The organism is Bacteroides sp. AM32-11AC, assembly GCF_003603515.1.
Lineage (GTDB): Bacteria > Bacteroidota > Bacteroidia > Bacteroidales > Bacteroidaceae > Bacteroides > Bacteroides uniformis.
This window is the reverse complement of sequence record NZ_QTNH01000002.1, coordinates 427995-445265: the sequence shown is the minus strand read 5'-3', so window position 1 is coordinate 445265 and position 17271 is coordinate 427995. Positions and strand designations below refer to the sequence as shown.

16 protein-coding genes are annotated in these 17271 nt (G+C 47.4%); 2 read left to right on the top strand and 14 right to left on the bottom strand.

Annotation, left to right across the window (positions count from 1 at the left end; genetic code table 11):
- The first annotated feature begins 88 nt into the window (after nucleotides 1-88).
- Complete coding sequence (gene gadC, locus DW800_RS03905; RefSeq protein WP_005832260.1) at nucleotides 89-1675, top strand: putative glutamine/gamma-aminobutyrate antiporter GadC; 1587 nt, start codon at nucleotides 89-91, stop codon at nucleotides 1673-1675.
- Between the two features lie 92 nt (nucleotides 1676-1767).
- On the opposite strand, the gene DW800_RS03900 is transcribed toward gadC, so the two are convergent.
- From DW800_RS03900 to DW800_RS03860, 9 genes are all read right to left on the bottom strand, one after another.
- Nucleotides 1768-2718, bottom strand: a complete 951-nt coding sequence (locus DW800_RS03900; protein WP_044468020.1) for an NAD(P)H-dependent flavin oxidoreductase — start codon at nucleotides 2716-2718, stop codon at nucleotides 1768-1770.
- Nucleotides 2719-2796: 78 nt separating this feature from the next.
- Nucleotides 2797-3459 (bottom strand): DUF4858 domain-containing protein, encoded by a 663-nt coding sequence (locus DW800_RS03895; protein ID WP_016274375.1) that lies wholly within the window; start codon nucleotides 3457-3459, stop codon nucleotides 2797-2799.
- 35 nt (nucleotides 3460-3494) lie between these two features.
- Nucleotides 3495-4052: a DUF4943 family protein gene (locus tag DW800_RS03890; protein WP_009038260.1), complete on the bottom strand. Its 558-nt coding sequence runs from the start codon at nucleotides 4050-4052 to the stop codon at nucleotides 3495-3497.
- A gap of 19 nt (nucleotides 4053-4071) precedes the next feature.
- On the bottom strand, nucleotides 4072-5172 hold the full coding sequence (locus DW800_RS03885; protein ID WP_055288597.1) for an outer membrane beta-barrel protein: 1101 nt from the start codon (nucleotides 5170-5172) through the stop codon (nucleotides 4072-4074).
- Nucleotides 5159-5767, bottom strand: a complete 609-nt coding sequence (locus DW800_RS03880; RefSeq protein ID WP_005831214.1) for an RNA polymerase sigma factor — start codon at nucleotides 5765-5767, stop codon at nucleotides 5159-5161. Before DW800_RS03880 ends, DW800_RS03885 begins: the two co-directional genes overlap by 14 nt.
- Nucleotides 5768-5817: 50 nt before the next feature.
- Complete coding sequence (locus DW800_RS03875) at nucleotides 5818-6522, bottom strand: hypothetical protein (protein ID WP_016274373.1); 705 nt, start codon at nucleotides 6520-6522, stop codon at nucleotides 5818-5820.
- Nucleotides 6523-6528: 6 nt separating this feature from the next.
- Nucleotides 6529-7239 (bottom strand): hypothetical protein, encoded by a 711-nt coding sequence (locus DW800_RS03870; RefSeq protein WP_005831218.1) that lies wholly within the window; start codon nucleotides 7237-7239, stop codon nucleotides 6529-6531.
- 226 nt (nucleotides 7240-7465) lie between these two features.
- Nucleotides 7466-8314: a carboxylating nicotinate-nucleotide diphosphorylase gene (gene nadC, locus DW800_RS03865; protein WP_005831220.1), complete on the bottom strand. Its 849-nt coding sequence runs from the start codon at nucleotides 8312-8314 to the stop codon at nucleotides 7466-7468.
- A complete protein-coding gene (locus DW800_RS03860) occupies nucleotides 8307-8699 on the bottom strand; it encodes a DUF4783 domain-containing protein (RefSeq protein ID WP_009038259.1) in 393 nt (130 codons plus the stop codon). Before DW800_RS03860 ends, nadC begins: the two co-directional genes overlap by 8 nt.
- Nucleotides 8700-8793: 94 nt before the next feature.
- Between DW800_RS03860 and rlmH the strand changes: the two genes are divergently transcribed.
- Nucleotides 8794-9267, top strand: coding sequence for a 23S rRNA (pseudouridine(1915)-N(3))-methyltransferase RlmH (gene rlmH, locus DW800_RS03855; protein ID WP_005831223.1), 474 nt, complete (start codon nucleotides 8794-8796; stop codon nucleotides 9265-9267).
- Between the two features lie 6 nt (nucleotides 9268-9273).
- Here the strand turns inward: rlmH and DW800_RS03850 are convergent, their stop codons facing one another.
- From DW800_RS03850 to DW800_RS03830, 5 genes are all read right to left on the bottom strand, one after another.
- Nucleotides 9274-12183: a bifunctional fucokinase/fucose-1-phosphate guanylyltransferase gene (locus DW800_RS03850; RefSeq protein ID WP_243634900.1), complete on the bottom strand. Its 2910-nt coding sequence runs from the start codon at nucleotides 12181-12183 to the stop codon at nucleotides 9274-9276.
- A 423-nt stretch (nucleotides 12184-12606) separates the two neighbouring features.
- On the bottom strand, nucleotides 12607-12963 hold the full coding sequence (locus DW800_RS03845; protein ID WP_005832281.1) for a MarR family transcriptional regulator: 357 nt from the start codon (nucleotides 12961-12963) through the stop codon (nucleotides 12607-12609).
- 11 nt (nucleotides 12964-12974) lie between these two features.
- Nucleotides 12975-15449, bottom strand: a complete 2475-nt coding sequence (locus DW800_RS03840) for an FAD-dependent oxidoreductase (protein WP_005832282.1) — start codon at nucleotides 15447-15449, stop codon at nucleotides 12975-12977.
- A gap of 178 nt (nucleotides 15450-15627) precedes the next feature.
- Complete coding sequence (locus DW800_RS03835; protein ID WP_119957827.1) at nucleotides 15628-16842, bottom strand: clostripain-related cysteine peptidase; 1215 nt, start codon at nucleotides 16840-16842, stop codon at nucleotides 15628-15630.
- Nucleotides 16843-16852: 10 nt separating this feature from the next.
- Nucleotides 16853-17251, bottom strand: coding sequence for a hypothetical protein (locus DW800_RS03830; RefSeq protein ID WP_119957826.1), 399 nt, complete (start codon nucleotides 17249-17251; stop codon nucleotides 16853-16855).
- Between the last annotated feature and the right edge of the window lie 20 nt (nucleotides 17252-17271).

Below are 17271 nucleotides of genomic sequence, written 5' to 3'. Positions count from 1 at the left end.
ACTTTCACTTATCCGTTGGGAACAACTCTCCCCAAGTGTTGTTATAGACGCTGATTTTGAATATATTTTTCATCTAAAACCTTAACTTATGGCAAATATTAAACAAACAGTGAAGCTGGGTGTATTTACCCTGGCAATCATGAATGTGACGGCAGTAGTATCCCTACGTGGACTTCCTGCCGAGGCCGTGTACGGAATGAGTTCGGCCTTCTACTACTTATTTGCAGCCATTGTTTTTCTGATTCCGACGTCACTTGTCGCCGCGGAACTGGCTGCCATGTTTCAAGACAAGCAAGGCGGTGTGTTCCGCTGGGTGGGCGAAGCCTACGGAAAAAAACTGGGCTTCCTTGCCATCTGGGTACAATGGATTGAAAGTACAATCTGGTATCCTACCGTATTGACATTCGGTGCCGTATCCATTGCTTTCATCGGCATGAACGACGTACACGACATGTCACTGGCCAATAACAAGTATTACTCGCTCGTTGTTGTCCTCATCATCTACTGGCTGGCTACGTTCATCTCCATGAAGGGCATGAGCTGGGTAGGTAAAGTGGCAAAGGTCGGCGGCCTGGTCGGGACTATTATCCCTGCCGCACTGCTGATTATCCTGGGTATTATCTACCTTGCCACCGGCGGACACTCCAACCTGGATTTCCACAGCAGCTTCTTCCCCGACTTGACGAACTTCGACAACGTGGTGCTTGCTGCCAGTATCTTCCTCTTCTATGCCGGTATGGAAATGGGCGGTATCCACGTAAAAGACGTGAACAATCCCTCCAAGAATTATCCGAAGGCAGTGTTCATCGGTGCGGCCATTACGGTTATCATCTTCGTGCTCGGTACTTTCTCACTGGGCATCATCATCCCGGCCAAAGACATCAGTCTGACACAGAGTCTGCTTGTAGGCTTCGATAACTATTTCCATTACATCCGCGCCTCCTGGCTGTCACCCATCATCGCCATTGCTCTGGCATTCGGGGTGCTGGCAGGTGTATTGACATGGGTTGCCGGTCCGTCCAAAGGTATCTTTGCCGTAGGAAAAGCAGGCTACATGCCTCCGTTCTTCCAGAAGACAAACAAACTGGGTGTACAGAAGAACATCCTTTATGTACAAGGCGGTGCAGTAACCGTACTGAGCCTTCTGTTCGTAGTCATGCCTTCCGTACAGAGTTTCTACCAGATTCTGTCACAGTTGACCGTAGTCCTCTATCTTATCATGTATATGCTGATGTTCTCCGGAGCCATCGTGCTGCGTTATAAGATGAAGAAGCTGAACCGTCCGTTCCGTATCGGCAAGAATGGCAACGGATTGATGTGGCTCATCGGTGGTCTTGGTTTCTGCGGGTCATTGCTGGCATTCGTATTGAGCTTTATCCCACCCAGCCAGATTTCAACAGGCAGCAACACTGTATGGTTCTCCGTGCTCATCATCGGTGCGCTGATTGTAGTCATTGCCCCATTCATTATTTATGCTTCCAAGAAACCGTCCTGGGTTGACCCGAACAGTAGCTTTGAACCGTTCCATTGGGAAGAGCAACCTGCTGTGCAGACAGCCGGTAAAAGTGCAACAAATATGGCTACCGGTAGCGCCACTGCCAGCAGCAATGGCACAAGTAATTCCGCCACAAGTGGAAATACGGCAAAAGACACAACCAATATCCCCAAAGGATAAAAGGTTATAAGTTGAAACTAAAAAAGGAATATCCCCGAAATCACCGGGAATATTCCTTTTTTATTGTTATATGATACCAGAAGAGGGAATATTCAGAAATCCAATTCCTGCATTCTCTCCCACGCCCTTCTGCTCTCCTCCACCAACTCTTGCATGACCGACGCCACAGACTGCACTCCCTTTCCATGCAGCAAGGCAGATACCTGCCCTATTTCCAGTTCCCCTTCTTCCAAGTCACCTTCAAAAATACCACGTTTGGCACGGCCACGCCCTAAAAGGATACGAAGTTCTTCCTCTGAAGCTCCCACAGCCTCAGCAGCCTCTACGGCGCTGCGAAAGTTATTGCGCACCAGACGCACCGGAGCCAATTTCTTCAAAAGCAGACGGGTATCCCCTTCTTCCAAATGCAAGCAGTAATCCTTAAATACCTCGTTTGCAGAACTCTCTGCCGTCAAGGCAAAGCGTGTACCAATCTGCACACCTTCCGCACCCAGCACCCGGGCAGCCAGCATGGCCTCACCCGTTGCAATGCCACCGGCGGCAATCAGCGGAAGTGTAGTAACTGCACGTACAGCTGGTATCAGGCACAGGGTGGTAGTCTCCTCCCTCCCATTGTGCCCACCGGCTTCGAAGCCTTCGGCAACTACTGCATCAACACCCGCCTCTTCTGCCTTCACGGCAAAACGCGAGGACGAAACAACATGCACCACCGTGATGCCACGCTCGTGCAACCAACCAGTCCATTTCTTCGGGCTGCCGGCAGATGTAAATACAATCTTCACTCCCTCGTCGGCCACAATCTGCATTATCTCTTCTATCTGGGGATACATCAAGGGAATATTCACACCAAAAGCATGATGCGTAGCCTCACGGCATTTCCTGATATGCTCCCGCAACGTTTCGGGATGCATCGAACCTGCGCCGAGCAAGCCCAGCCCTCCCGCATTGCTTACAGCAGCAGCAAGTCTCCAGCCGCTACACCACACCATACCACCTTGAATTATCGGATATCTTATTCCAAATAGAGAAGTCACTCTGTTCATTATTACTTTTTTTAAAGGTTTACTAATGAAAACAAGAAGAGGAGAAAGAAAGTTCAAAATTTGACAAAAAGTGATAAATTACTGTTGTTCCAAAACAGTTATCGAATCTCCATACGCCTTCAATACTTCCAGCGTACGGGCACGGCGCTTGCGGCCTTTGAAATTCCAAAACTCACGGGTAAAAGGTGTCATCAGGTCTAAACCGGAAATTCCACCGCCACTGGCACCCTGCCAACCGCCCACAGCCATATTATTGGCCCGCTCCGTCACCCGGTAACGCAAACCGGTTGCTTCAATCTGCTCCACAGTCTCACGCGGACCGGCATCAAACGGATGTTTAGCCCAGTTCGTAGGAATCATCAGAATCTTAAGCGCATAGAATTCATCTCCTCGCCAAGTATCCTTGTCTACCTTGATTTTTTTCTGATAAATGGGGTCCCAATTATATTTGGTATTGGCTGTATAAGGACGTAAGGTAAGCACCACTTTTTTCTCGGGCGCTTTCGGCATGACGGGCAATGAATTATCAAAATCCATCCACGACTTGTCCATCACCGCTTTCGGAGTACCCAGAGAATTGTTCATTTCCAATTCCTGCAATACCTCCGGATTCAGTTTTACCTCCCCCTCGCCCTTCAGCAACCGGTTCAGCCTCAACGAGTCCTGAGGGGTCCAGTTTTGGGCATAGCAAGGGAAGGCTACTGCACAGAGCAGCCCCCAAACAAGTATAGATATCTTCACCTGACAGTTTTGATTACTTAATCCCTAAAAACATTTCACCACCACATATATCCGCTGCCACAAAGCGGTTCGTCATAGCAGGGATCAATCGTCCACATAGTCCGTGGATACTTACGGGTTTCCCACCAGCGGCGGTAGCGCGAAGCGGCATCCAGCACCTCTTCGTCCGAAAGGAAATAGATACCTTCATAATTCTCCGCATCCGTATGTACCATCTTGCATCCCATCGAAGCATTGTTCCCGAGGCGGATAGTCTCTACCGTCCACAGGATGCATTCGCCCAAACGCAGCTTGCCACCTGCCGAATAGGATACCGGAGCCAGGGGGAAAGAGGGAATGACCGTCAAGTCCTCGGCATACTTCAGCAATTCCTCTATATCTTCGGAAGTGAACTTGGGCATGTTACTCAATCCATCCGGACTTTGGGTAGAATATTTGCCAGCCTTCAACTGCTTGACAAACAAGTCTACATCCGGATGGTTGTAGTCCAACGTTTCTTTGCTGCAAGAGCCCAAAGAGAGAACAGAAAGAGTAAAGAATACGAGCAGCATAGTCTGCCCGAATATATGTAATTTATTGTATAGAGTCTTCATATTTGTATGGTATTTAAGATTAATAAGTCATGCGCACGCCGCACAACAGATTCAGATTGGTGGGCCGTTCCGTACGCAAGGTTCTTGTCTGCGAGTCCGTATCGAAATGATGGGATACAGACGGCTCTGCAAACAAGGCAAAACGGTTGTTCATTTTATAGCGTACCCCTACTCCGGCAGCAACCGACAACTGTACCGGCTCTGCACCGAAACCATTGTCCGGAGCACCTGCAATGCATTTCTCGGCTGCTCCACCTACCATAGCATAGAAATCCACTTTCGGCGTACTGGCCAGCATCATGTTCAGCCTTACCGGAATTCCCAGCGTATGCAACGTATGGTCACCATCCAAGCAATTATACTGAAGACCGGCTTCCAAGGAGAAATGCTTGTTCAAACAACGTTCCACGCTTACCCCGGCCGTGAACGGCATATGGAAATTCCCTTTCGGCAGGGAAGTGCCGATGCCTGCTTTCAATGCCCAATTACGGGGCTTAGATGGCGATACAGCCACAGACTTTGCCGGTTCTTCCTCAGAAGATGGCAGCATTCTATCTATATCAGCATCCTTATGGCCAGGATTTGAATGGTAGTTCCCGTTTCCGGCCGGAGTTCCGTTACTGTAATAACCGTTTCCCGGCTGCTGCTGGTTTCCGTACACCCGTTGGGTAATCCGGATGGAAACATGGACAGACATGGATTCATCCTCATCGGCCTGCGCCGTCAATCCTGCCGGAATGCCGTTGGCGGGATGCTGTGTACCGGGCTTTTGTGCCATGGGGTTGGCCTGATGGATAGAGGGAAAACTTTCCTGCACCACATCCCCGTTCAAGTTACCTTCCGGCGTCATGGCCGCCACTTGTGTAAAGGCCTCCTTGATTTCCTCTTTCGGAGAGAAATACCAGAAAGCGGCAGAAGCAGCTCCCAGTACAAATACAACAGAGGCGGCTGCGGCTACGCGGTGAAACCTCGGAGAAAGAAAAAGCTGCCTCCTGCCTTTTGCGGCAACCGGTGACGGCAAGTCACGTTGCAACCCTTCCCAGAAGTCCTCCCGCACTGTCATCTCTGCGCCGGCAAGACGACTGCGGAACAAACCGGTTATTTCATCATTTTCTCTCATATTCAGTATATTCTTTAATTCTTTTTATCAACAAACACTTAGCACGATGCAACTGCGAGGTAGACGAATGCTCTTTGATGTGGAGGATTTCGGCTATTTCCTTGTGCGATTTCTCCTCAAAGACGTATAAGTTGAATACAGTACGGCATCCATCGGGAAGTTCCGCCACGAACGCCATCAGCATTTCTTCGGAAATACGGCCTCCGGTTTCGGCAATGCCTGCTTCATCCGGAATGTCGGGCAATTGTTCCTCATTCACCACCAGTTGGCTGAAACGTTGCTGTTTCCGCAGGTAGTCTATCGCCTGCGTCACCATTACCCTTGTCACCCAGGTACTCAATGCACATTCGCCACGGAAGGTGAAATGGGTGAAAATTTTGATGAAGCCATCGTGCAATACGTCATGGGCCGCATCGACATCGCCCGTATAGCGGTAACATACCGCCAGCATCTGCTTGGAGTAGAGGGTGTATAATTCCTTTCGGGCGGAATCCTTTCCTGCCCGGCAGCCCTCAATCAGTTCTATCTCATTTTCCAATGTCAGTGCTCGTTTTACGGACGCCTCTTCGCGTCGTTTGTTAGTTAGACGCAGCATTTTTGAAAATGCTGCTGAATTAAATATAAAAAGATGTTAAAGAACGGAGATTACTTATATTTGGCTTTCAATACTTGAATCTGCTTGGCCAGCCTTTCATCCAATTCATCAAATTCATGCCAATACAGAAAACCGGGAACCATGTTGACGTAATTGATAAATTTCTTATACTGCACAAGAAACAAGGCCTGGTCCCGAAGACTGTCGTCACCATCAAAAACATGCGCCAACTCCCTGGACATGGCAGCACTCATAAGAGCATCTGTTTTCGTTGCATAGTAATCACCGACATCCCTCTGTTTCCTGCCCAACTCAAAATAAGTCTGCAATACATCCTGCAACATACGTTTGTCCGGTATATACTGCATCAATGAAGAACCTTTCAGCACATCCAGCGCATCTGTCCTATAAGAGAATTCATCCATATTATTGAAAAGCTTGCCATACTTCCACAGAGTATCTGTCGGTATCTTGGATACATCCATATCATGTTCCTTCAACAGCAGACTCATGTGTATGTCAATATCCAACAAGTGCTTTATATTACGGAGCTCCTGCTTATTATATTCCAACTCTTCCGTTATCAGCTGCATCGTAGCACGCACTTCCTTTTGGCGGGCGTTCTCGGTAATCCGGTCGTTTCCCCAGAAAGTGACAATGATGCCCGCAGCCACAATACTGAACTGACGGAAATAATCACCTATGCGCCAGCTTTTTATCTTATGGTTCAACCTGTTAAAGCTTGTCTTTCCCATATCTTTTCATTCTAAATGATACTTTTTCTCAAGCGCTTGTATTGCCTCGTCTATACGTTTTCCCACACGTTCTACATAGTCCGGCGTAAAATAGTTCCGCGCTACCCTGACAAAGTTCCGTACCGACCTGTCCGACAAGTAAATATCCCACGCCTCATATCCTCCACGATTTATCTGGTCCGTCTGTTCATCAGTCAATGCCAAATGGAAAGGAACCATAATTTCGTCCTTCATATCGTAATAGCCATTCATAGTCGCCCTAAATCCATCCAATACCTCATAGATTCCGGTCAACTGCAACAGTAGCTCTTTATCTGAAATCTTCTGCATCAACATGGAGTTTTTAAGTATATCCAATGCATTCTGACTATAATAAAAACTGCGGATATGCCCCATAAGAAAGCGGAACTGTATCAATGAATCTTCCGGTATCGTCCGATGCTTTAAATCATACTCCACCAATAAGCTGGAAAGACGTTCATCCTCTCTAAACTCTGAAACGATACTCTCATAATTCTCCCGGTTGCTTTTCAGTTCATCCCTAATCAGCGACATGGTGGCTTGAATATCTTTCTTCTCGGAGTTTTGAGTAACCAACTCACTACCGGCAAAGGTAATCAGTACACCAATCACCACAATGGAAGTCTGCCGGATGTAGTCTCCCACTTGCCAACCTTTGACAGTTGTTTTTACTTTATTCCATGTTATGTTTTTCATACCTTCCTACGCTATTTATCCATTGAAACACATCATCCGTTACAGCCAAACGCATCATCTATCTGCCCCAAACAGACCATCTGTTTCTCCCAAATACACCATCTGTTTTTCCGGGTGCCATTACTCTACCGGTTATCAAGAGAAAGCCTCTCATAAATCTGCCTTAATGCAGCATTCTTTATGAGAGGCTTTCCTTATTATTCTGCAATAACGCGTTCTGCCTTTGTCAACATGCTTTAAAACTCATATCCAATCCCTTCACAGAATGGGTCAGCGCACCGACTGAGATAAAGTCTACACCGCATTCGGCATAGTCGCGGAGCGTATCAAACGTGATGCCGCCGGAAGATTCCGTTTCATAGCGGCCGCCTACCATCTCTACGGCCTTCTTTGTCATTGCCGGCGTAAAGTTGTCGAACATGATACGGTCTACACCGCCCAGGTCGAGCACCTGCTGCAATTCGTCGAAGTTGCGCACTTCTATTTCTATCTTGAGGTCCTTGCCTTTTCCCTTGCAATATTCCTTCGCACGGTTGATGGCCTTGTCGATGCCTCCCGCAAAGTCCACATGGTTGTCTTTCAGCAAAATCATATCGAACAAGCCGATACGGTGGTTTACACCGCCACCGATTTTCACTGCCATTTTCTCGAGGATACGCATGCCCGGAGTAGTCTTGCGGGTATCGAGTACACGGGTATTCGTACCTTTCAGTTGCTCGGCATACTTATGTGTCATGGTGGCAATGCCACTCATGCGCTGCATGATGTTCAGCATCAGACGCTCCGTTTGCAACAAAGACTGTATCTTGCCTTCCACAATCATGGCCACATCACCAGGCTTTACGGCTGTACCGTCATTAATGAACACTTCCACCTTCATGGTAGGATCGAAACGGCGGAACACCTCCTTTGCTATCTCGATACCGGCCAGGATGCCCGGTTCTTTTATCAACAGTTTGGATTTGCCCATTGCCGTAGCAGGAATGCACGAAAGGGTTGTATGGTCTCCATCGCCTATATCTTCGGCGAAAGCCAGGTCTATCAGCCTGTCAATCAATTCTTCTTCCTTATTCATCTGTTTTATCTATCCTTATTTGATGTATGACATATTTGCTCTGTACTTTTCTGAAGAAACAATTCACCCGAAAGTTTCCATTTGCGGTCATCAAGGTACCGATGACGAAACCGGACTCATCGCGCTTCCCCTGATGGTTCACATTAAAACTGCCGACCTTGTGGTTGGAGAAGAAAGCAGCCATTGTGCCCTCTGCCGTCCGCTTGTCGGCGTGGGTCGACTTATTCTGAATGATTAAATCGACCTTGTCACCCAGATACTTGTTGAGCTCCTGAGAGTTTCCTTCCTTGAAGGCTCCAATCACTCCCTCGGGAACATTCTGAGCCAGCAGCACAGACGTCCAAATGAAGAGACCGGTCAACAAAAAGATTACCCGTTTTTTCATTTTCACAAGTATTTATGATAGGCAAAGGTAAGCATTTGTCTCAAAATACAATAAAAAAATGCTAAATTTGTGCGCTAATCAAAACAGAACCAGTATGAAAACTACTCTGCTCGTTGTAGGACGAACTGTAGAACAACACTTTATAACAGCCATCAACGACTATGTGCAACGTACCAAGCGTTATCTCTCATTCGAGATGGAAGTCATCCCCGAACTGAAAAACACCAAGAGCCTCTCCATGGAAGTGCAGAAGGAAAAGGAAGGGGAACTGATATTGAAAGCTCTCCAGCCGGGAGATGTGGTCGTACTGCTGGACGAAGGTGGAAAAGAAATGCGCTCCATAGAGTTTGCAGACTATATGAAGCGCAAGATGAATACCGTGAACAAACGGCTGGTATTTATTATCGGAGGCCCTTACGGATTCTCCCCCAAAGTGTACGAAGCGGCACACGAGAAGATGTCCCTCTCACGCATGACCTTTTCCCATCAGATGGTGCGCCTCATCTTTGTGGAGCAACTCTACCGGGCGATGACCATACTGAACGGGGGGCCGTATCATCATGAATGATGAATTTCAGCTCCGCGACACCTGGAATCCCTTATCCGAGAGTGACATTTCTACGAACCTGGCTCTCGGATTCGGTACATTCAGCGTCAAGGTCTCACGGATGCGCAGGGCTGCCTGCGGATCCTTAGCCACCATATACAGATAACCTCCCCCACCGGCTCCCGGCAGTTTATATCCTAAGGTATAGTCTTTTATCTGACGGATGATGTCCTCTACGGCAGGAGGATTTGTTCCACTGTCCAGTGCCTTCTTCTGCATCCATGTCTTGCCTACCAGTGTTCCGAAACTCTTGAAGTCATTCCGTTGAATGGCTTCGGCCATATCCAAGGCATGTGCTTTCATCTCTTCTAATAACCCCAGGTGCAGGGAAGAGTTGAGGAACATGGAGCGTACTATTTCTGCAAGGATGCCCTTGGCTGTACGCGTAATGCCCGTATAATACAGCAGATGGCAATCGCGGTATTCCGGATGGGTAAACAAATGCTCGGGCAACCAGCGTACCAATGGCTGCTGGGCAAATCCAGCCTCCGTCTGCAACAGTTTGATACCTTGCAGTACCCCACCGTATTGGTCTTGCCAACCGCCACCGGTCGTCAGCAACTGTTCCAGGGCAAGCGTACGGCGGCATATTTCGTTCTTATCCCACATCAGTCCGCAAAAGTCACTCAATGAACCCAAGACAGTAGAAGCCAAAATGGAGCTTGTGCCCAGACCGGAACCTGCAGGTATGGCAGAAAGCAATGTAATCTCTATACCTGTGCCGAAGGCTTCCAGTTGTTTTTCCAGCGAAGGATAAGCCGTTTCTGAAAAAGCCGGAACAAACCCGGCCAGCGCCAATGCTGCTTTGGGAATGGAAAAGGGGGAACCTATCATGCAATAGGATTGCAATTCCTCAAAAGTATTCACCACCTCCATGGCTCCCATATCAATGGAGCGCAACACGATGCGATGCTCCGCGCAAGGTTTGATGTACACTTGTAAAGGCGGCTGCCCGTTCAGTTCAATGGCAATATTCACCACACTCCCACCGGCAAACAAGGAGTAAGGCGGAGTGTCCGTCCATCCTCCCGCCATATCTATGCGTACGGGGCTACGCCCCCATACAATCTGGTCACTATACACATTCAGGCGAGGACTACTCTTGCGTTCATACAAATCAGTCAGCAATCCTTCGCGCAACAAGTTGAATGCGGCCTGCTCGTCTGCCTTGAAGTCCCTTCCGTCCAGCTTCTCAATCTGTGCACGCAGCATCCGGTTATGGATACGCTGCATCAGCGAGGCATCTGTCGGCAACACTTCCGGCTTGTCAATGCCGAATTTATGGAATTCACCGGCCACATCCATCAAGTCGAGTTGATAGAATACACTCTTTGCATGGTTGCGTGCCAGCACTTCCCAGTTTCCTTTGCAGAAGCTCTCCCGCTGTGCATACAGCAGACGCAAGTCGGCTTGTGCTGAAATTTCGTCGGCGGACAACCGACGACTTTCCAGCCAGACAGCCTTTCCTTCCGTCAAGCCCGGTTCGGAAACCATCCATCGAAGCACTGTCCCCATCTGCTCTTTATCTTCCACAACCGGGAAGATGGCAGCAGCCTGCAGGTCCTCTTTTCTGCCGGTGATGTCTTCCACCGACAATTCCCGTTCAGCCAGCCATTCCGAAAACGACATTCCAAGGAACAGTGTCTTTTCATCCCGAATATCCCCCTTAAAAGTATCGTCAAAACCATAGGGGCGTACTGCCCAGCGCTGGTCGGCAAGCGGAACTATATCAATGCAGATACCGTCTGGAATGGTCAGCCTCCAGTCATTCTTGGGAACACCCGTGATAATCTGCCGTGCCCCCAGCCGCCAAGAAGCCCCAACAAAGCTATTTTCAATCCAAAGACTGTCGTTCTTCGGAGTAAGGGGGAGATGCACTTCTGCATTCTGCACAAAGATGGCCGGATTGGGCTTCAACTTCCGGTGCATAATCTGGCGCTGGTCGTAGACCTTATTCTGTAAGGTGACGGTTGAAGACAACAGTTCGCGGCTTGTTCCATAATGGTAGAATTCGCCTCCGGGCAAAGGCAATATGGCGACGGAGAGGCTATTCAGCTCTTCATCCTCAATACGGGGATGATTTCCTAAGGACAAGCCAAAGTCAGCATACAAGTCATAGTATTTCAAGTCGGAATATGGCGTATCCACGTCCAAAGCCCCATCTGCCTTCTGCGAACGTTTCATCAGCAAGTCAACGGCCCGGTCGCTCAATAGCCAGATGCCGATATCCATTAAAAAGAGATGTGTCTTGGAGAGGTTTTCCAATTCTTCCAGAGAGGGTTTCTGAAGCATGAAATCCAAGGATTCCGGTTGATTCCGGTCCGAGATAAACACACCATGATGTGTGGCGAGCAACGGGTCTACCCACAGTCCATAGCACACCACATCTGCATCGGGAATCTCTTGAAGCGGCTTTTCCGCACGGATATATACGTCACCACTGGCAATCAGCGTACGCAGTCTTTCGGGAGCCCGCTCCATTATCTTTTCGTAAAGTGGGAGTTGAAGGGATAATAAATTCTGTCCCAGTTTTTGTCCACGCGCCCAGCGAAACACCGGAATCGGGGTCAATATCTTGCCCGACGGTGCATATCCCGGTAAACGACGGCTTTGTCCTCCGGCATGCAGCAGAATACGCTTCTCTATTGGAATGCTTTTCTCTGTTGGAATGCACTTTTCTGTTGGAATACGCTCCTCCGCCCAATACTTCCTATCCCGTTCCTTCTGCCATTCTCTCAAGAGCCAGGTAGTTCCCCCACCCGAGCCAAGTTTCATTCCCACCGGGTCGGAAGTACAAAACCATTCCGTACGGTCTACATTTTCCAGTTCATAGAATGCCGACACCAGATTAGGCGGCAAAGACAATAATTTCTGCATATCAATCGCTGTATTGCTTACTATTTGACAGCAAAGTAAAATAATATTAGGCAATTGACATAGAAAGTTTCAATTTATTTCTTTGGTATCAAGCTTGTGTTCCTTTACGGAAATACGACTGAGTATATAGGCGATTCATAAAGAATGGCTTTTCCAATCAAGTTCATTTTTAAAACAGAGAAAAGAATTGATTAAGAGTTAAGAAATTGTCGAAAGAGACATTATTAAAGATTCTTAGTAAATTTCTCAGTAATAAAAGATAGAAATACACACGAACAGATACAAACAATTTATAGCATGCAATACACGATACTAACAACATGTCGTGCAAGAAGTTAATAACGTGTCCTACAAAAAACAAATATCGTGTCCGCAGGATATTAACTTCCTGCAAACACGATATTAATTCGCTTTTACACAAAACTATACGAGGCTAACTACCTGCTGCAACAACTCCGACAATTCGAAAGTAGCATTCTTAATATCCGAAATCCGGTTCTTGCCTTCTGTCGTAAGAGAAAAACGCATCTGACGCTTATCTTCCTTACCTATCAGACGGGTAATGAGCTTCTTTCCCTCGACAGAGCGAATGACCTTTGAAGTGTTGGAGGCAGACAAACCCAGTGCCTCGGCTATCTCACTGGAGGTAAGCTTAGGAGTATTGAGCAGCGTGCACAACAGCATTCCTTCATTCAGCGATAAATCATACATCTGCGTAAACTGCACCTCGAACTCGGCAATAGCCCGATAAACATCACGGATTTTACATAAAGTCTCCATATCTTGTCCTCCTATATAAATAAGTTCACATTTGCCTTGTCCGCACGTTCCATATAGGTAGCCACGCCGCCGATGGTTACTTCATCCAGAAGTTCTTCGTGCTGGATGCCCATCATATCCATAGACATCTGGCAAGCAATGAATTCCACTCCCTGCGCCAATGCCTGCGAGCGCAACGACTCCAAAGAATCCACTCCCTTGCGCTTCATCAAGAAGCGCATCATGCGGCTGCCCATGCCAAACATATTCATCTGCGACAACTTCAGTTTCAAAGAGCTGGACGGCAGCATCATGCCGAACATCTTGCCGAAGAAGTCCTTCTGCACACTGGGTTTCTGCACTTTCTTCAAGACGTTCAGTCCCCAGAAGGTGAAGAAAATGGTTACTTTCTGTCCCGTTGCCGCTGCTCCGTTTGCTAGTACGAAGGTTGCCAGCGCTTTGTCCAGGTCGTCACTGAACAGAATCAGCGTCTTTCCCCTACCCCCGGCTGCGGAAACATTGGAAGCAGATGTACAAGCCGGAGCACCTTTCTCGATGACTACCGTATAGCGTCCTTTCTCGTCATGCTTCTCTATCAATTTATTTCCCGTCGTATCACACCAGGCAGAAGCATCGCGTGCAAAACCGGCATCGGTTGCCACAATCTCCACACGCTCGCCCACAGCAATGCTATCCATCGCCTTTTTCACCTGCATGATAGGTCCCGGACATTGCAAACCGCAAGCATTTATCTTCAACGTTTCCTTCTTGGACACTGATGCATCCGCAGGAACATCATCAGTAGCAGCCTCTACCGAAGAAGAAGAAGAGCCGCCGCCTGCCGGAGCAGATAGAGACGGCAGAGGTGCTGTTGCCGTGGAGTAGGTCTTATAACCACCTATCAGATTGCGCACATTGCGATAGCCGCACCCCATCAGGATGCGCAGGGACAGATAACCGCGCAGACCCACAGCACAGAAAAGCACTACCGGCTTGTCTGTAGGTATCTCTGCCAAATGCTCGCGCATTTCGTCCAACGGAATATTGACGGCTCCCGGAATGGTGCCGAAAGAGAATTCCTCGGGCGTACGGGTATCTATCAGCATCACTTTATCCTTCTCTTCTACCAGCTCGCGCCAAGAGATGACAGGCATAGCACCGCTGATAATGTTCGATGCTACATAGCCGCCAATAGCGATGGGGTCTTTGGCCGAGGAGAAAGGAGGCGCATACGTGTGCTCCGTCTCCATCAAATCGTAGACTGTGCCACCCCGCTTGATGAGTCCGGCTATCTGGTCGATTCGCTTGTCCACTCCCTCGTAACCGATACATTGCGCACCATAGAGTTTACCGGTTTTGGGATGGAAAGTCAGTTTCAAGGTCAAAGGCAGGGCATCCGGATAGTAACCGGCATGAGATGCCGAGTGAGTCACCGAGCTTTGATATTCCATGCCCCACTGCTTCAAGCGTTTGGCTGCAAGGCCCGTAGAGGCTACCGTCATGTCGAATACTTTGGCAATGGAGGTGCCGATAGCTCCTTCGTAGGAAACAGTATTGCCAAACACCATATTATCAGCAACGATACGTCCCTGGCGGTTGGCAGGATTTGCCAGATAATTGAGCCAGGGCTTTCCGGTCAGCGGATGAGGATATTCGATGGCATCGCCCACAGCATAGATGTCTTTTTCGGAAGTCTCCAAGTGTTCGTCTACCCAGATACCGCCCATCTCGCCCAGTTTCAAGCCGGCTTGTTGCGCCAATGCAGTGGCAGGACGCACACCGATGGAGAGTAACACCATATCGGCAGGAATGGCCTTTCCGCTTTTCAGGAATACGGTGATTCCGTTGTCCGTACGCTTGAAATGGGTTACTCCTTCTTCCAGATAGAGAGAGACGCCTTTCTGCAACAGATGCTGATGAATAGGTGCCGCCATAGAGAAGTCGATAGGTGCCATCACCTGATTACCCATTTCGACTACAGACACATGAACACCGGCATGATGCAGGTTCTCCGCCATTTCCAATCCGATGAAACCGGCACCTACCACCACGGCGCGTTTCACCTGCTTGTCCGAGATATAAGCCTTGATATGGTCGGTATCTTCTACATTGCGCAACGTGAAGATGCCTTCGGAATTAATGCCTTCCAAGGGGGGCTTCACGGGGTTGGCACCGGGAGAAAGCAAAAGTTTGTCATAGCTTTCGTCGTACTCCTTGCCTTCCACATTGCGTATGGTAACGGTCTTGTTTTTGGGATGGATGGCGATTACTTCATTCTGCACACGCACATCAATGCGGAAGCGCTTGCCGAAAGATTCGGGTGTCTGCACCAGCAGCTTCTCGCGCTCTGCTATCACTCCACCTATATAATAAGGTAAACCACAATTAGCATACGAGATGTAAGGGCCTTTCTCCAATAAAAGGATTTCAGCCATTTCGTCCACTCTTCTCAGTCGGGCGGCTGCCGTGGCTCCACCTGCTACACCGCCAATGATTACATATTTCATAATTCTTCGTTTTTTAAGTTTGATGATGCAAAGAAAAGAGTTATTTTCAATAAAACATAATTTCCAAAGGAAAATATTATTAAAAGACTCATTTTTAATAAGAATAGGCATAAAAAAACGGATTATTACAAGTTTTTACACCTATAATAATCCGTTCAGTATGCAAGTTTTTATAAGCTTACCAACCAAGCCGAGCAAGACCGACAGCACTATACCATGAAGTAGAACGATAAGCGGCATTAGCAGCTTGAGCAGCAGCAGAAGTGGCAGTGGAAGGTATATAATGGCTAACCCCATTTGCCCGCTTCATGGAGAACATACCAACAGACATCGAATAAATCATTGGCGTTTTTTTCCAACAGACAGAAGCTGCATCATATGCTTGCTTCCATTCATCCAAGACAACTTCATCCACAACAAGTTTTTCCATCATTTCTACGAAATCATAATAGCCTACATAATAAGACGATCCTACTTTACGCTGATCATAATCAAAGACCGATGATCGAAGAACTTCCCTATCTGCTGTCACTCCCGACAAAGCATTTGCTGTAGCAGCAGCTAAGTTCTCAAGCTCAGAAGATTTCAGCACATCTATAGCAGTACCCATTGTCCAATTGCTATTACTCCCTATTTTTCCAGTATAAATTTCATCATAAGCAGCAAAAGTCCCAATAGCCATTTCTACCGCTGCACCTTTCTGAAATATAAATGGAAACATTCTATCATAGGCAGCACCTGGACCTGGATTCTCAGCAGGGAAACCAATATAGTAATCGCAACAATCACGCAACTCATACGCGACTTCCACCGACTGCATAAAGCAAGCATCAAACATAATAAAGTCAAAATGAGGGGCATTCTGTAATACCGATTTCAAGTCCTCAATATTCATATAATGCCCTCCTCCAGTCTTATCATTTCCTATCCAGCGAGTAGAAGGCAATGGAGTAGGTATCCATCCTTCCCCATGCGACCAATAAATCAAACCATAACTTTCCGCTTTATATAAAGAATTCCCAAACACATCATTGAATACCTCTTGTGTCTCAGCTACTCCACATGAATTTCTATCTTCGTATTCTTTGACTATTGTTTCAACAACAGTACCACCTTTATTTTCAATTTCAATCAAACGAGGAGATCCCGTATCTATATACACCAATAAATGCATATCAGATGTATTATCAATTGAAGCCATCCCAGCTTTCAATTCCTCCAAATCCCCATCCGTAAAGCTAGCCAATGGATTTATACTATTATCCGCTGCCATATATACCAGCACAGTACGTTTCCCATCAACCGGAGGATCAGGTATCGGGTCATCACCACGACACGCCGACATGAACAAGGGGAAAACGAAGAAAAAAAGAAGATATAGTTTTGTTTTCATACTTGAAATCTTATTCCTGCGGTTTTGCAAATGTGAAAGCTTCAGGCTTCACCACCTGCAAAACCATATTCTTACTCTTCTTATACTTACCTTTTACCTTTACAGCCTCTTTTTCCAACTTTTTCCTGTTTTCAGAGAAATAAATCATACAAGTATAGTCCGGCTTCTTCAGATTGTACTCCAGATAGTTCTTGAGCTGGTAAGTGTATAAATCACGCTTGGGCAAGAATCCATTCTTATCCAGCTCTACGCTGTCCAATACCTGGATGTCTGTATAATATACGATGGAGTCATTGAAAGAAGCCGCCACCCCAAAAGCATATACAACCTTTTCCTTATCTTTCATTGTAAAAGCCGAACACAACGCAAAAACCAAAGCTACGGCACAAAGTATACGAACGTATTTCATTGAGTTATGAGTTATAAGTT

Coding starts and splice junctions, on each gene's coding strand:
- gadC (WP_005832260.1), top strand. CDS start 89: ATGGCAAATATTAAACAAACAGTGAAGCTGGGTGTATTTACCCTGGCA.
- DW800_RS03900 (WP_044468020.1), bottom strand. CDS start 2,718: ATGAACAGAGTGACTTCTCTATTTGGAATAAGATATCCGATAATTCAA.
- DW800_RS03890 (WP_009038260.1), bottom strand. CDS start 4,052: ATGAAGACTCTATACAATAAATTACATATATTCGGGCAGACTATGCTG.
- DW800_RS03885 (WP_055288597.1), bottom strand. CDS start 5,172: ATGAGAGAAAATGATGAAATAACCGGTTTGTTCCGCAGTCGTCTTGCC.
- DW800_RS03880 (WP_005831214.1), bottom strand. CDS start 5,767: ATGCTGCGTCTAACTAACAAACGACGCGAAGAGGCGTCCGTAAAACGA.
- DW800_RS03875 (WP_016274373.1), bottom strand. CDS start 6,522: ATGGGAAAGACAAGCTTTAACAGGTTGAACCATAAGATAAAAAGCTGG.
- DW800_RS03870 (WP_005831218.1), bottom strand. CDS start 7,239: ATGAAAAACATAACATGGAATAAAGTAAAAACAACTGTCAAAGGTTGG.
- nadC (WP_005831220.1), bottom strand. CDS start 8,314: ATGAATAAGGAAGAAGAATTGATTGACAGGCTGATAGACCTGGCTTTC.
- DW800_RS03860 (WP_009038259.1), bottom strand. CDS start 8,699: ATGAAAAAACGGGTAATCTTTTTGTTGACCGGTCTCTTCATTTGGACG.
- rlmH (WP_005831223.1), top strand. CDS start 8,794: ATGAAAACTACTCTGCTCGTTGTAGGACGAACTGTAGAACAACACTTT.
- DW800_RS03850 (WP_243634900.1), bottom strand. CDS start 12,183: ATGCAGAAATTATTGTCTTTGCCGCCTAATCTGGTGTCGGCATTCTAT.
- DW800_RS03845 (WP_005832281.1), bottom strand. CDS start 12,963: ATGGAGACTTTATGTAAAATCCGTGATGTTTATCGGGCTATTGCCGAG.
- DW800_RS03840 (WP_005832282.1), bottom strand. CDS start 15,449: ATGAAATATGTAATCATTGGCGGTGTAGCAGGTGGAGCCACGGCAGCC.
- DW800_RS03835 (WP_119957827.1), bottom strand. CDS start 16,842: ATGAAAACAAAACTATATCTTCTTTTTTTCTTCGTTTTCCCCTTGTTC.
- DW800_RS03830 (WP_119957826.1), bottom strand. CDS start 17,251: ATGAAATACGTTCGTATACTTTGTGCCGTAGCTTTGGTTTTTGCGTTG.